The organism is Nocardiopsis sp. iso_237, from assembly GCF_056173345.1.
In genome coordinates, this window is sequence record NZ_CM149669.1 from 5283611 (window position 1) to 5297860 (window position 14250).

General features: G+C 71.1%; 12 protein-coding genes and 1 pseudogene. 4 read left to right on the forward strand and 9 right to left on the reverse strand.

The annotated features are described in order from the left end of the window. The first annotated feature begins 1 nt into the window (after position 1). Positions 2 to 1381, forward strand: a complete 1380-nt coding sequence (locus AC0VYM_RS23805) for a maltokinase N-terminal cap-like domain-containing protein (RefSeq protein ID WP_475455750.1) — start codon at positions 2 to 4, stop codon at positions 1379 to 1381. Positions 1382 to 1482: 101 nt separating this feature from the next. Here AC0VYM_RS23805 and AC0VYM_RS23810 read toward each other — a convergent pair whose 3' ends face one another. Next, positions 1483 to 1800: a hypothetical protein gene (locus AC0VYM_RS23810; RefSeq protein WP_475455752.1), complete on the reverse strand. Its 318-nt coding sequence runs from the start codon at positions 1798 to 1800 to the stop codon at positions 1483 to 1485. A 34-nt stretch (positions 1801 to 1834) separates the two neighbouring features. Here AC0VYM_RS23810 and glgB point away from each other — a divergent pair, with 34 nt between their 5' ends. Together glgB and AC0VYM_RS23820 are read left to right on the forward strand one after the other, a co-directional pair. Further along, a complete protein-coding gene (gene glgB / locus AC0VYM_RS23815) occupies positions 1835 to 3979 on the forward strand; it encodes a 1,4-alpha-glucan branching protein GlgB (RefSeq protein WP_475463194.1) in 2145 nt (714 codons plus the stop codon). 229 nt (positions 3980 to 4208) lie between these two features. Beyond that, positions 4209 to 5642 carry an APC family permease gene (locus AC0VYM_RS23820; RefSeq protein ID WP_475455754.1) on the forward strand — a complete coding sequence of 478 codons (1434 nt, stop codon included), beginning with the start codon at positions 4209 to 4211 and terminating at the stop codon, positions 5640 to 5642. A gap of 68 nt (positions 5643 to 5710) precedes the next feature. On the opposite strand, the gene AC0VYM_RS23825 is transcribed toward AC0VYM_RS23820, so the two are convergent. From AC0VYM_RS23825 to rpsB, 6 genes are all read right to left on the reverse strand, one after another. Continuing rightward, complete coding sequence (locus tag AC0VYM_RS23825) at positions 5711 to 6892, reverse strand: pyridoxal phosphate-dependent aminotransferase (protein WP_475455755.1); 1182 nt, start codon at positions 6890 to 6892, stop codon at positions 5711 to 5713. Positions 6893 to 7008: 116 nt separating this feature from the next. Continuing rightward, positions 7009 to 7962, reverse strand: a complete 954-nt coding sequence (locus tag AC0VYM_RS23830) for a phosphatidate cytidylyltransferase (RefSeq protein ID WP_475455757.1) — start codon at positions 7960 to 7962, stop codon at positions 7009 to 7011. Between the two features lie 3 nt (positions 7963 to 7965). After that, positions 7966 to 8523, reverse strand: coding sequence for a ribosome recycling factor (frr, locus tag AC0VYM_RS23835; RefSeq protein ID WP_475455759.1), 558 nt, complete (start codon positions 8521 to 8523; stop codon positions 7966 to 7968). 62 nt (positions 8524 to 8585) lie between these two features. Continuing rightward, on the reverse strand, positions 8586 to 9329 hold the full coding sequence (gene pyrH / locus AC0VYM_RS23840; protein WP_040694415.1) for a UMP kinase: 744 nt from the start codon (positions 9327 to 9329) through the stop codon (positions 8586 to 8588). Between the two features lie 224 nt (positions 9330 to 9553). Then, positions 9554 to 10390 (reverse strand): translation elongation factor Ts, encoded by an 837-nt coding sequence (tsf, locus tag AC0VYM_RS23845; protein WP_475455761.1) that lies wholly within the window; start codon positions 10388 to 10390, stop codon positions 9554 to 9556. A 128-nt stretch (positions 10391 to 10518) separates the two neighbouring features. Continuing rightward, on the reverse strand, positions 10519 to 11457 hold the full coding sequence (gene rpsB, locus AC0VYM_RS23850) for a 30S ribosomal protein S2 (protein ID WP_378740803.1): 939 nt from the start codon (positions 11455 to 11457) through the stop codon (positions 10519 to 10521). Between the two features lie 326 nt (positions 11458 to 11783). Between rpsB and AC0VYM_RS23855 the strand changes: the two are divergent. After that, positions 11784 to 12206, forward strand: a pseudogene (locus tag AC0VYM_RS23855) (peptidoglycan DD-metalloendopeptidase family protein); the annotation flags it as partial. Positions 12207 to 12845: 639 nt separating this feature from the next. Here AC0VYM_RS23855 and AC0VYM_RS23860 read toward each other — a convergent pair. Beyond that, complete coding sequence (locus AC0VYM_RS23860) at positions 12846 to 13730, reverse strand: tyrosine recombinase XerC (protein WP_475455764.1); 885 nt, start codon at positions 13728 to 13730, stop codon at positions 12846 to 12848. Next, entirely contained in the window at positions 13727 to 14086 is a 360-nt protein-coding gene (locus tag AC0VYM_RS23865; protein WP_378740808.1) for a RidA family protein, read from the reverse strand. The genes AC0VYM_RS23860 and AC0VYM_RS23865 overlap by 4 nt, the downstream gene beginning before the upstream one ends. Between the last annotated feature and the right edge of the window lie 164 nt (positions 14087 to 14250).

Genomic DNA, 14250 nt, shown 5'->3' on the forward strand with positions numbered 1-14250 from the left:
GATGTCGCAGCTAGAAGAACTCCTGGCGGTCTGGCTTCCCCGGCAACGATGGTTCTCCGGCAAGGGGATACCGATCCAGCGGGTCCGGATCGAGAGCAGGTACACCCTGGTCTCGGCCGGTCCCGGCGGACCTGATCTGAACGTCCTCGTCGTGCAGGCGGGGCAGCGCGGCCTCAACTCCCGCTACCAGGTGCTGCTCGGCTCGCGCCCGCCCCGGTCCCTGCCGCCCGACCTGGCCCGCGCCGCCATCGGCGTGTGCCAGGTCTCGGGCGGCCGCCCACGGGTGGTGTACGACGCCGCGCACGACCCGCAGCTCACGGCGCTGCTGTTGGAGCGGTTCACCCGCGGCGGGGACGCGGAGCGGCGCGGCCGGGTGCGGTTCCGTACCCTGCCGGGCGCCAGCGTGGAGGCGATCGGCCCGGGGCGGCTGCTCACCGGGGAACAGTCCAACACCTCCCTGGTGTACGGGCGGGACTACGTCCTCAAGACCTTCCGCAGACTCTGGCCGGGCCGCAACCCGGACCTGGAACTCAACATGGCGCTGTCCGGCTCGCCGTACGTGGCGCGCCCGTGCGGGTGGATCGAGGCGGACCTGTCCGGCCACTCGACGCCGACCACGCTCGCCCTGCTCCAGACCTTCGTCCCGGACGCCACGGACGGGTGGGTGATGGCCACGGCCAACGTCCGCACGCTGCTGGACGGCGCGAACGCGGACTTCAGCGCGGAGTCCGCCCGGCTGGGGCGCACCACCGCCGCGGTGCACAGCTCCCTCGCCAAAGCACTGCCCACCGACGTGCTGTCACCGAACGCGGCGGGCGAACTGGCCGACGCCATGGTGGAGCGCCTGGCCATGGCCAGCGCGGAGGTCCCCGAGCTGGCGGAGCACGCTCCCCGGGTGATGGAGGCCTACGCGGACTTCGCCGGGTTGGACGAACCGCTGCCGATCCAGCGCGTGCACGGCGACTACCACCTGGGGCAGGTCATCCGGCCCGCGTCCGGGTGGGTGCTGCTCGACTTCGAGGGCGAGCCGACCGTGTCGGTGCGCGAGCGCCAGCGGCTGTCCAGCCCGCTGCGGGACGTGGCCGGGATGCTGCGCTCCTTCGACTACGCGGCCGGGTTCCTGCTGGTCGAACAGGACGACGACCCCGACCTCGCGTGGGCCGCGCGGGACTGGGCGCGGCGCAACAGGGAGGCCTTCTGCCGGGGCTACGCCGACGGGGGCGGCGCCGATCCGGAGAAGCACCTCACCGTGCTGCGGGCCTTCGAGTTCGACAAGGCCGTCTACGAGGTGCTGTACGAGGCCCGGAACCGGCCCAACTGGCTCCGGGTGCCACTGGAGTCCATCGCCACCGCCGCCGGGTCGCCACGGGTGCCCGGCTGACCAGCGGGGCGGCCGCCGTTCGCGAACGGCGGCCGCCCCGTCCGCCGTTCCGGCCCGAGCCATCGCTTCACCGCCTCCCGCCATCCGACCACCACGAGTCATCACGGAGTCGAATTGTCACCGCGCACGACCAGGAAGTCCGCGACAGCCGACGAGCAACCGGCGGAGGCGCCGAAGAAGGCCGCCACCCGGAACACGAAGGCGAAGCCCTCGGCCGCGAAGAAGGAGACGGCGGCCCGGAGCACGAAGGCGACGCCCGGGAAGTCCACCGCCGGGAACACCGAGAAGAAGGTTCCGGCGGCCCGGAAGGCGTCGGCCGCCGGGAGCACCGGGAAGAAGCCCGCCGCGAAGGGTGCGGCAGGGAAGAGCTCGGTGGGGAAGGGCTCGGCGGGGAAGACCGCGAAGAAGCCCGCGGCCAAGCGGACCCGCACACCCGCCGCGGTCTCCGCCGAGCTGGCCGCCGAACTCGACCGGGTCGTGGACGGCTGGCACCACGACCCGCACTCGGTTCTCGGTCTGCACGGCCGTGACCTGCGGGTCCTACGCCCCGGAGCGGTCGAGGTGGACGCCGTCCTGCCCGACGGCACCAGGGTCGGGCTGACCCACCGCCACCGGGGCGTCTTCTCCGCCCGGCTCCCCGCCCGCACCGCCGACTACCGGATCGCCGTCCGCTACGAGGAGGGCGGCCCCGAACGGGTGGAGGCCGACGCCTACCGGGCGGGCCCCACCCTGGGCGAGCTCGACCTGCACCTGATCGGTGAGGGCCGCCACGAGGAGCTGTGGCGGGCGCTCGGCGCGCACACGACCACGGTCGAGAGCCCCATGGGCGAGATCCCCGGCACGCGCTTCGCCGTCTGGGCGCCCGACGCCCGGGGCGTGCGGGTGATCGGGGACGTCAACTACTGGAGCGGGATCGCGCACCCCATGCGCAGCCTGGGCGCCAACGGCGTGTGGGAGCTGTTCGTGCCCGGCATGGGCGACGGCGACCTGTACAAGTTCCAGGTCCTGGGCGCCGACGGGCACTGGCGGGACAAGGCCGACCCCATGGCGCGCCGCACCCAGGTGCCTCCGGCGACGGCGTCGGTGGTCACCACCTCCGAGCACGTGTGGACCGACGAGCAGTGGATGGCCGAGCGCAAGGGCGTGGAGCCGCACCGCGCGCCGATGAGCGTGTACGAGGTGCACCTGGGCTCCTGGCGGCCGGGGCTGGACTACCGGGAGCTGGCCGGGCAGCTGGTGGAGTACGTCGTCGACCTCGGCTTCACCCACGTGGAGTTCCTGCCGGTGGCGGGGCACCCGTTCGACGGTTCGTGGGGCTACCAGGTCACGTCGTACTACGCGCCGACGCCGCGCTTCGGGAGCCCCGACGAGTTCCGGCACCTGGTGGACTCCCTGCACCGGGCCGGGATCGGGGTGTTCCTGGACTGGGTGCCCGCGCACTTCCCCAAGGACGAGTGGGCGCTGGCCCGGTTCGACGGCACGGCGCTGTACGAGCACCCGGACCCCCGGCGCGGCGAGCACCCCGACTGGGGAACGCTGATCTTCAACTACGGGCGGACCGAGGTGCGCAACTTCCTCGTCGCCAACGCCCTGTACTGGCTGGAGGAGTTCCACGTCGACGGCCTCCGGGTCGACGCGGTGGCGTCGATGATCTACCTCGACTACTCGCGGGACTCCGGGCAGTGGGAACCGAACGCGTTCGGCGGCCGGGAGAACCTGGAGGCGATCGACTTCCTCAAGGAGCTCAACACCACGGTCTACCGGCGCAACCCGAACGTGGCGATGATCGCGGAGGAGTCCACGGCCTACACCGGCGTGACCCAGCCCGTGGACCAGGGCGGGCTCGGGTTCGGGCTGAAGTGGAACATGGGCTGGATGCACGACTCCCTGGAGTACGTGAAGAAGGAGCCGGTCCACCGCAAGTACCACCACAACGACATCACCTTCTCCATGGTCTACGCCTACAGCGAGAACTACGTGCTGCCGCTGTCGCACGACGAGGTGGTGCACGGCAAGCAGGCGCTGTTCAACAAGCCGCCCGGTGACGAGTGGCAGCGCGCCGCGACGCTGCGGGCGCTGCTGTCGTTCATGTGGTCGCACCCGGGCAAGCAGCTGCTGTTCATGGGCGGCGAGATCGCCCAGGGGGACGAGTGGTCGCACGAGGAGGGCGTGCCGTGGTGGCTGCTCCAGTTCGAGCACCACGCGGGGGCGCAGCGGCTGGTCAGGGCGCTCAACGACGCCTACCGGCCGCGTCCGGCACTGTGGTCGCTGGACACCGACCCGGCGGGCTTCCGCTGGCTGGACGGCGGTGACCACGAGGGCAACACCCTGAGCTACCTGCGCCACGGCGAGGACGGCTCCGTGCTGGCGTGCGCGGTGAACTTCTCACCGGTGCCCCGCCCGAACTGGCGTGTGGGCCTGCCCTCCGAGGGCCGCTGGACGTCGGTGCTCAACTCCGACGAGCCGCGCTTCGGCGGTTCCGGCCACGAGGCGCCCGCGTCCGTCGAGGCCGAACACCAGGAGTGGCACGGGCAGCCGTTCTCGGCCGAGATCACCCTGCCGCCGCTGGGCGCGGTCTGGTTCGAACCCCAGCGCTGACCCGTTCGCACCGGCCCCGGGGAGTCGTCCACAGGCGACGCCCCGGGGCTTTCGCGTGCCCCGGATTCCTGTTCTCCTGAGAGAACCCATCAACCCACCACCGGCCACTCTGTACAACCCCGGCGGAGCCCCTGGCCAGCACGGCACTTCACCTCGGGCCCGCCACGTGTTCTCTTGTCCCCCACACGTGTGTCCCCCGACACAGGCACGACCGTTGGGAGCCCCCTCCATGTCCAACACGAGTCCGGGTTTCGTCAGGGTCCTGGGCAGGGCCGACGTCCTCGCCCTGGCCTTCGGCGCGATGATCGGCTTCGGCTGGATCGTCCTGACCGGCGACTTCATCGACGCTGCGGGCAGCGGCGGCGCCGCGCTGGCCTTCGTGATCGGCGGCGTGGTGATGGCCCTCGTCGGCCTCACCTACGCCGAGCTGGTCTCCGCCATGCCACACGCGGGCGGTGAGCACCACTACGCCATGCGCGCCATCGGCCCGAAGGGCGCCTTCGTCGCCTCCTGGGCCATGGTGCTGGGGTACGTCTCGGTGGTCGCCTTCGAGGCGGTCGCCGTCCCCCAGACCCTCGTCTACCTCTTCCCGAACATCGAGGTCGGCCACCTGTGGACGATCGCCGGGTACGACGTCCACGCCAGCCTCGTGGCCATCGGCGTGCTGAGCGCGGTGGCCATGACGGCCCTCAACTACGTGGGGATCAGACCGGCCAGCGTGTTCCAGGGCGTCACCGTCCTGTTCCTGCTGGCGGCGGGCGTGGCGATGCTCACCGGCGCCTTCGTGGGCGGTTCCGCCGCGCACATGGAACCCCTCTTCACCGGCGGGGTCTCCGGGATGTTCGTGGTGCTGGTCGCCGTCCCGTTCCTGTTCGTGGGCTTCGACGTCATCCCGCAGTCCGCCTCGGAGATCAAACTGCCCCACCGCCTGGTCGGGTCGCTCCTGGTGGTCTCGGTCTTCTGCGCGACCGCCTGGTACGTGATGGTGATGCTGACCGCCGGAGCCGGGATGCCCTCCGCCGACCTCCTGGGCTCCGAGCTCGCCTCGGCCGACGCCATGGCCGCCATGTGGAACAGCGCCGCCATGGGCAACCTCCTCGTCCTGGGCGGCGTGGCCGGTCTGCTCACCAGCTGGAACGCCTTCCTCATCGGAGGCAGCCGCCTCATCTACGCGATGGCCCGGTCCCGGATGCTCCCCTCCTGGTTCGGTGAGCTGCACCCGCGCTTCCGCACCCCCGCCAACGCGGTGCTGTTCATCGGCGCCCTCTCGGTCCTGGCCCCGCTCTTCGGCCGCCCGATGCTCGTCTGGCTGGTCAACGCGGGCGGGCTCAACATCGTCGTGGCCTACCTGACGGTGGTGGTGTGCTTCCTGGTGCTGCGCCGCCGTGAACCGGAGATGGAGCGCCCGTTCCGGGTCCGCGCGGGCACCCCCACCGGCGTCGCCGCCTTCGTGCTGGCCTTCGGCCTCTTCCTGCTCTACCTGCCGGGCATGCCCGCCGCACTGGGCTGGCCCCACGAGTGGGTCATGGTCCTGGTCTGGTGGATCGGCGGTGCCGCCCTGATGTGGCGCCTCCCCCGGGTCAGTCCGGGCCCGGACGCCGAGGCGCGCCTCATCGAGATCATCGACGCCCGCGACGAGGCCCGAAGATCCCCCACCCCCTGAGCCCCAGCCGGTACCGCCCCCTCCGGTCCGTCTCGACGCGGACCGGAGGGGGCGGCGAGCAACGACGCTCAGTTCACCCAGCCGTGCCAGGAGGTCAGGCGGCGGACCGCCTCGTCGAGCACCTCGTCCTTCTTGCAGAAGGCGAAGCGCAACAGATGGCGTCCCTCGTCCTCGCGGTCGTAGAACACCTTCGCGGGGACCGCCGCCACGCCCGCCTGGCGGGGCAGGGAGCGGGCGACGTCCACGCCGTCCGCGTACCCGAGCGGGCGGATGTCCGTCATCAGGAAGTAGGTGCCCTCGCAGACGCTCACGTCGAACCCGGCCCGGGTCAGGCCCGCCGCGAGCCGGTCCCGCTTGCCCTGGAGCGCGAGCCGCTGCCGCTCGATCCACTCCCCCTCGTTGTCCAACGCGTCCGCGATGGCCAGCTGAAGCGCGCCGTTGGCGGAGAAGGTGAGGAACTGGTTGACCGTGCGCACGGCCCGGACCAGGGGTTCCGGGCCCGTGACCCAGCCGGTCTTCCACGCGGTGACGGCGAACGTCTTGCCCACGGAGGAGATCGACAGGGTCCGCTCCCGCATACCCGGCAGCGTGGCCAGCGGCACGTGCTGGCGGTCGTCGAAGGTGAGGAACTCGTACACCTCGTCGGTGACCGCGAGCAGGTCGTGCTCGCGGCACACCCCGGCGATCACCTCCAGTTCGGCGGGCGTGAACACCGTGCCGGTGGGGTTGTGCGGGGTGTTGACCAGGATCAGCCGGGTGCGCGGGGTCACCGCCGCGCGGAGCTCGGCCGGGTCGAAGGTGAAGCGTCCGCTCTCCGGGTCGCAGCGCAGCGTCACCGGGCGGCGCACCCCTCCGGCCAGGGAGATCGTCGCGGCGTAGGAGTCGTACATCGGCTCGAAGACGATCACCTCGTCCCCGGCCTCCACCAGGGCCAGCATCGAGGCGGCGATCCCGGCCGTGGCGCCGACCGTCACGTACACCTCGGACTCCGGGTCGAACTCCAGGCCGTAGTGGCGGGAGCGGTAACGGCTCACCGCCTCGCGCAGCTCGGCCCGGCCCGGCCCCGGCGGGTACTGGTTCACCCCCGCCAGGATGTTGCGGGAGGCGCTCTCCAGGAGGGAGCGCGGACCGTCGGTGTCGGGGAAACCCTGCCCGAGGTTCACGGACTCGGTCTCCACGGCCAGGCGCGTCATCTCGGCGAAGATCGTCTCACCGTACTGGCGCATGCGTTCGATCAGAGGTTCATCCACCCGTCGAGCGTATCCACCCGACACCGCTTCGTCGTCCCCGGGCACGACGAAGGCCCCCGGTCTCGTCGCGCCCAGTCCATCGCTGGGTGCCACGAGGTCGGGGGCCCGACCCGTCGCTACGGCAGAAGCAGGCTCAGCACGATCCAGACCACCGGACCCGCGATGAGCAGCGAGTCGATGCGGTCCATGAGACCGCCGTGGCCCGGCATGAACCGGCCCATGTCCTTGACACCGAGGTCGCGCTTGAAGAGCGACTCGATGAGGTCACCGACCGTGGCCGCCAGCACCACGGCCAGGCCCAGGACCACGCCGACCCACCAGGGGCCGCCCAGCAGCAGGGTCACGCACAGCGCGCCCGCCACCGCGCAGCCCACCACGGAGCCGCCGAAACCCTCCCAGGTCTTGTTCGGGCTGATGACGGGCGCCATCTTGTGCCGCCCCAGCAGGATCCCGGCGAAGTACCCGCCGATGTCGCTGGAGATCGTCACGAGGATGAACACCACGAGCCGGTACTGGCCGTCCTCGGGATGCGCGATGAGCAGCATCCACGTGGCCAGCATGAACGGCAGGTACACCAGGACGAACAGGTTCGCCGACGCGTCGGCGACGAACCCCTCGGCCCCGCCCCTCAGCCGCCAGACCAGGCAGGAGATCGCCGTGAGGGCGGCGATGCCCGCCAGCCAGTCCGCGCCGCCGAAGTAGGCTCCGGCCTGCATGGCCACCCCGCCCACGGCCAACGGGACCACGGCCAGGGTCATGCCCTTGCCACCGAAGGCGCGGTTGAGCTCGCGCAGACCGATCAGCACCCCGAGCGAGGTGATGATCGTGAACAGCTGCGGCCACGGGAAGACCGAGAAGAACACGAGCGCGCCCAGGGCGCACCCGCTGGCGATGGCCACCGGGAGGTTGCGACCGGTCTTGACCGGTTCACCCCCCGGCTTGTGCAGCACGAAGCGCTGCCCGGCGGCCGTGTCCGAGGTGGGGTCGCCCGCCCCGGACGGGGGAATGTCGTCGGGTCTGTGCTCCGGTGAGTGGTCATCGCCTCCGGAACCCTTGGAAGGTGTGCTCACCGGCTAAACCTCGAGAAGATCAGATTCCTTGTGCTTCAACAGCTCGTCGATGGCGGCGACGTACTTCTGGGAGAGCTCGTCCAGCTCGGCCTGGGCGCGGTGCGCCTCGTCCTCACCGAGGTCACCGGCCTTGACGGCCTTCTCGAAGCTGTCCTTGGCGCGACGGCGCACGTTGCGGATCGAGACCTTGCTGTCCTCGGCCTTGGTGCGCGCGACCTTCACGTACTCCTTGCGGCGCTCCTCGGACAGGTCCGGGAACACCACGCGGATGACCTGGCCGTCGTCCGAGGGGTTGACGCCGAGGTCGCTGTTGCGGATCGCGTTGATGATCTCGGTCCGCGCGTTCACGTCGAACGGGGAGATGACGACCATCCGCGGCTCCGGCACCGAGAACGACGCCAGCTGGTTGATCGGCGTGCGGGCACCGTAGTAGTCGACGGTGATCTTGTTGAAGGTGGCCGGGGTGGGACGGCCGGTCCGGATCGTGGCGAAGTCCTCCTTCGCGACGACCACGGCCTTCTCCATCTTCTCCTCGGCCTCAAGGAGGGTTTCTTCGGTCATTGTGGACGCTCCCGGGTTCTCGGCTGGGTGTTCGTGGCTTGTGGTCGCGGCCGGACCGTCCGCTAGGCGGAGACGGGGCCGACGATGGTGCCGATCTTCTCACCGCGGACGGCGCGCAGGATGTTGCCCTGGCTCATGAGGTCGAAGACGACGATGGGCAGCCCGTTGTCCATGCACAGGCTGACGGCCGTGGCGTCCATGACCTTGAGGCCGCGGGTGAGGACCTCGTTGTAGTTGAGCTTGTCGAACTTGACCGCGTCCGGGTTGCGCTGCGGGTCGGAGTCGTAGACCCCGTCGACCTGGGTGCCCTTGAGGACCGCCTGGGCGCCGATCTCCAGCGCGCGCTGGGCGGCGGTGGTGTCGGTGGAGAAGAACGGCGCGCCGAGGCCGGCACCGAAGATGACCACGCGGCCCTTCTCCAGGTGGCGGATGGCGCGGCGCGGAATGTAGGCCTCGGCGACCTGGCTCATGTGGATCGCGGTCTGTACGCGGGTGTCCACTCCCAGGCGCTCCAGGAAGTCCTGGAGGGCGAGGCAGTTGATGACGGTGCCGAGCATCCCCATGTAGTCGGCGCGGCCGCGCTCGATCCCGCCCTCGGTGAGCTGCGCGCCGCGGAACATGTTGCCGCCGCCGACGACGACGGCGACCTGGATGCCCTCGGAGACCGCCTCCGCGATGGACTCCGCCACGTACTGGACGACCTCGGGCTCGATGCCGAGACCGCCGCCTCCCGCGAAGGCCTCCCCCGAGAGCTTGAGCATCACACGTTTCCAGCCGGAATCGTGCATGGCGGGTTCGGTGGTCATCGCTTCGTTCTCCGACACGGCCTGTGGCCTCCCTTGTTCTCCCCGAGTGGCACAGGGTCCCCCGAGTGCTCCTGCTGCGGGCGGCCGGGGCGAACGCCGCCCCAAATCCGCCCATATCCACCAGAAGGTGCCGGGGAGAGAAGTCTCCCCGGCACCTCCATCATGTCAAAACCCCAGGGTGTGTGCGGTGGACGCCTTCTCGGAACGATCCACCGAACAAATCCCTAGGCCTGGCCGACCTTGAAGCGAACGAAGCGCTTGACGGTGACTCCGGCCTCGTCGACGACCTTCTGGACCGTCTTCTTGTTCTCCTTGACGAACGGCTGGCCGAGCAGCGTCACGTCCTTGAAGTAACCGTTGAGGCGGCCCTCCACGATCTTGGGGATCGCCTGCTCGGGCTTGCCCTCCTCGCGGGTGGTCTCCTCGGCGATGCGGCGCTCGTTGGCGACGACGTCGGCGGGAACCTCGTCCTTGCTGACGTACTGCGGGGCCAGCGCGGCGATCTGCTGGGCGAGGTCCTTGCCGACCTCTTCGTCCTTCTTGTCCAGCTCGACCAGGACGCCCATGCTCGGGGGCAGGTCCGGGTCGGACTTGTGCAGGTAGCTCGCGACGTAGGCGCCGTCGAACTTCGCGATGCGGCGGAACTCGAGCTTCTCCCCGATGATCGCGCTCTTGCCCTCGATGTACGCCTGGAGGCTCTTGCCCGGCTCGATCTCGGCGGCGGCGATGGCGGCGATGTCGTCGCCGTCCTGGGCGGCGACGAAGTCGGCGACCTGGTTGGCCAGCTCGATGAAACCGGCGTTCTTGGCGACGAAGTCGGTCTCGCAGTTGAGCTCGATGAGGGTGGCCTTACCCTCGCTCTCCTGCTTGAGGACGACCATGCCCTGGGCGGCGGTGCGGTCGGCGCGCTTGTCGACGGACTTGGCGCCCTTGATACGCAGGGCTTCGACGGCCTTGTCGTAGTCGCCGTCAGCCTCGGTCAGGGCCTTCTTGCAGTCCATCATGCCGGCGCCGGTCGCGTCGCGCAGCTTCTTGACGTCCGCGGCGGTGAAGTTCGCCATGCCTGTTCTCGGATTCCCTTGGAGTGAAGTCGGATCTGGAAGTGACCGGGTGAGCACCGCACGGGCCGCCCCGCCCACGAGGGGCGAGGCGGCGCACGGGAGACGGTGTCCCCGGAAGGGACCGCTGACTACTCGGCGGTCTTGTCCTCAGCGGGGGCCTGCTCGGGGGCGTCCACCGGGGAGTCCTCGGAGGTGACCTCGGCCGGAGCCTCGGCGGCGACCTCGTCGGCCGGGGCGACGGTCGGGGTCTCGGCCGGGGCCTGCTCGGCGGCGGCCTCGGCGGCGGCCGTCTCGCTCTTGCCCTCGAGGAGCTCGCGCTCCCACTCGGCCAGGGGCTCCTCGGCGGCCTTCTCCTCGGTCGCGCCGGAGGCACCGGAGCGGACCAGCAGACCGTCGGCGACGGCGTCGGCGACGACGCGGGTGAGGAGGCTGACGCTGCGGATGGCGTCGTCGTTACCCGGGATCGGGTAGTCGACCTCGTCCGGGTCGCAGTTGGTGTCGAGGATCGCGACGACCGGGATGTTCAGCTTGCGAGCCTCGCTGATCGCGATGTGCTCCTTCTTGGTGTCCACGATCCACACGGCGCTGGGCACGCGGGACATGTCGCGGATACCACCGAGGGTGCGCTCGAGCTTGTCCTTCTCACGGCGAAGGTTCAGCAGCTCCTTCTTGGTGAGCGCGGAGCCGGCGACGTCGTCGAAGTCGATCTCCTCCAGCTCCTTGAGACGCTGGAGCCGCTTGTGCACGGTGGAGAAGTTGGTGAGCATGCCGCCCAGCCAGCGCTGGTTGACGAAGGGCATGCCGACGCGGCGGGCCTGCTCGTCGATGGCCTCCTGCGCCTGCTTCTTCGTGCCGACGAACAGGATGGTGCCACCGTGGGCGACCGTCTGCTTGACGAACTCGTAGGCGCGGTCGATGTACGCCAGCGACTTCTGGAGGTCGATGATGTAGATGCCGTTGCGCTCGGTGAAGATGAAGCGCTTCATCTTGGGGTTCCAGCGACGGGTCTGGTGCCCGAAGTGGACGCCGCTCTCCAGGAGCTGGCGAATCGTCACGACTGTGGCCATGACCTGGTCCTCCTTGCGGTGGCGGAGGGGTGCTCCGCCGTCGGTTGATCCTGACGCCCCGGCCGTACCGCCACCCCGCCGAAGCGGTGTGGACCGTGGGTGCGGCCCCTCCCGGAGGAGGCGTGTGGGCGTGCGTATTGTTGGTTGGTCCAGCGGACCACAGATGATTCTATCCTCCGCGGGACACACCCCGGAACAGCTCCGTGCCCAGGCAGATCACTCGGGCACCGGGGCCCTTCCACAAGGGGTTCCCGGACCTCCGGGGAGTTGTCCACAGATCCGGATCGGCGGTGGCGGAACCGGGCCGCCGAGCGCACGCTGGAAGTATGAGCCCTCGCTGCCTCTGGCACCTCCTGCTCTCGCTCTCCCTCCTGCTCCTGCCCGTGCTCTCCCACCGGACCACGCCCTCCTGGCGCTGGCCGGTGGATCCCCCCGCCGAGGTCCTGCGTGGCTTCGACCCGCCCGCGCAGCCCTGGCTGTCCGGCCACCGGGGCGTGGACCTGGCCGCCGAGCCGGGGCAGCCGATCCATCCGGCGGGACCGGGCCTGGTGCACTACGCCGGTCGGATCGCGGGGGTGGGAGTGGTGAGCGTCTCCCACGGGGACCTGCGCACCACCTACCTCCCGGTGGACGCCTCCGTCGCCCGGGGCGACCCGGTGGAGGACGAGCCGTTGGGCACCCTGTCCGCCGAGCCCGTGCACTGCCCGGACCGCCCCTGCCTCCACTGGGGACTCCTCCGCGCCTCCGACTACCTTGACCCCCTCAGCCTCCTGGGGCGGGGCGAGGTCCGCCTCCTGCCCCTGCACCGGACGGCAGGGGTCGAGTGGGGCGGAGCGGGTGGCCGGACCTCGCTCCCGGTCAGGCGGCCGGGGACCCGTCGGCCCCAGCCGTCGCGGACCGACCGTCGGGGACGCGTACCGGTCCGTCACCTGACACGGCCCGGGGTCCGGGAGGCCCCGGCGGGCGGAGACGGGTCCCCGGGCAGGCGTCCCAAGGACGGGGCACAGGCACAGACGGCCCCGGGCAGGCGACCGAAGGGCAGGGGTACAGGCACAGACGGGTCCCCGGTCAGGCATCCCAAGGGCAGGGAGCACAGGCGGAGGCGCGTCCTCGGGCGGGCGACCGAAGGGCGGGGGGCACAGGCACAGACGGGTCCTCGGGCGGGCGGCCGAAGGGCGGGGCACAGGCGGAGGCGCGTCCTCGGGCAGGCGTCCCAAGGACGGGGGCACAGGCGCAGACGGGTCCCCGGGCAGGCGGCCGAAGGGCGGGGCACAGGCGGAGGCGCGTCCTCGGGCAGGCGTCCCAAGGACGGGGGCACAGGCGGAGGCGCGTCCTCGGGCAGGCACAGACGGAGACGCGCCACCATGGCCCGCCGGTGCAGCGCGCACTCAGGCGCGGGGGTGGGCCTGTTGGTAGGCGGTCCGCAGGCGCTCCACGGAGACGTGGGTGTAGATCTGCGTGCTGCGCGGGCTGGAGTGGCCGAGGAACTCCTGGACGCTGCGCAGGTCGGCCCCGCCGTTGAGGAGGTGGGTGGCGGCGGTGTGGCGCAGGCCGTGCGGGGCGGAGTCCACCCCGGCGGCACGCAGGTGGGCGTGGACGTCCTCGCGTGCCTGCCGGACACCCAGGCGGCCGCCCCGTGCACCCAGGAAGAGGGCTCCGGTGGGGGTCGGGGACGCGAACTCGGGGCGGCCCCGGGTGGTCCAGGCGTCCACGGCGTCCAGGGCCGGGGCGCCCACCGGGACCGTGCGTTCCTTGTCGCCCTTGCCCAGGACCCGGACGGTGTTCCGGGAGCGGTCGAGGTCGGTCAGGTCCAGGGCGCAGAGTTCGGCCACCCGAATGCCGGTGGCGTAGAGCAGCTCCACCACCGCGTGGCGGCGCAGCTCCACCGGGGTGGTGGGTGTGGGGCCCTCCAGGGCGGAGGCGGCTTGTTCCTCGTCCAGGACGGTGGGGAGGGAGCGCTGTTGACGAGGAGTGGCCAGGCGGGGGCCGGGGTCGGTGGCCAGGATTCCCTCGCGGTGCAGGTAGCGGGTGAGGGCGCGGACCGCCGCCACCCGGCGGGCGATGGTGGCCCGGCTGGCCCCGGCGGCTCGGGCTCGGGAGAGCCAGCCCCGGACGAGGGGGACGTCGAGGTCGGCCGGGGTGTGGCCGCTCTCGTCGAGGTGCTCCAGAAGGGAGGTGAGGTCGGCCAGGTAGCCGCGCACGGTGTGCGGGGATCGGCCCAGTTCGCCGGACAGGTGCGCGGCGAAGCGCTCCAGGAGGCCGGGGGTGCTCAAGCGCGCTCCCTCGGCAGACAGGCGACGGCGTCGATCTCCACGTGGAAGCGCGGGTCCACCAGGCCGCTCACCTCGACCAGGGTGGCCGCGGGCCGGTGGTCTCCGGGCAGGGAGTCCAGGAGGGCGGAGCGGAACTCGTCGAGGTCGGTGATGTGCCGGAGGTAGTAGGTCAGCTTCACCACGTGGGTCAGGTCGGCCCCGTGCCGGGCCAGGACGGCCTCCATGTTGCGGAAGATCTGCCGGGTCTGTCCGCCCGCGTCGCCCGCGACGTCACCGTCGGGGGCCACCGGGACCTGACCGGAGACGAAGAGGAGCGGACCGTCGGCCAACAGGGCGTCACTGTACGTTCTGGCCATGGTCGAACCCTACCCAGGCAGGAGCTCCGGCACCCCTCAGGGCATCGTGAACAGCGCCAAGGGGAAGTACCCGACTCGGGCGGCAGACCGCGCCCGGGGACACGGGGTCCGTCGCGGAGTCGGACCCGTGCCCCCGTGGCGGCCGTGTGGCTGGTCAGGTCTGC

Coding starts and splice junctions, on each gene's coding strand:
- AC0VYM_RS23805 (WP_475455750.1), top strand. CDS start 2: ATGTCGCAGCTAGAAGAACTCCTGGCGGTCTGGCTTCCCCGGCAACGA.
- AC0VYM_RS23820 (WP_475455754.1), top strand. CDS start 4,209: ATGTCCAACACGAGTCCGGGTTTCGTCAGGGTCCTGGGCAGGGCCGAC.
- frr (WP_475455759.1), bottom strand. CDS start 8,523: ATGACCGAAGAAACCCTCCTTGAGGCCGAGGAGAAGATGGAGAAGGCC.
- pyrH (WP_040694415.1), bottom strand. CDS start 9,329: ATGACCACCGAACCCGCCATGCACGATTCCGGCTGGAAACGTGTGATG.
- tsf (WP_475455761.1), bottom strand. CDS start 10,390: ATGGCGAACTTCACCGCCGCGGACGTCAAGAAGCTGCGCGACGCGACC.
- rpsB (WP_378740803.1), bottom strand. CDS start 11,457: ATGGCCACAGTCGTGACGATTCGCCAGCTCCTGGAGAGCGGCGTCCAC.
- AC0VYM_RS23865 (WP_378740808.1), bottom strand. CDS start 14,086: ATGGCCAGAACGTACAGTGACGCCCTGTTGGCCGACGGTCCGCTCCTC.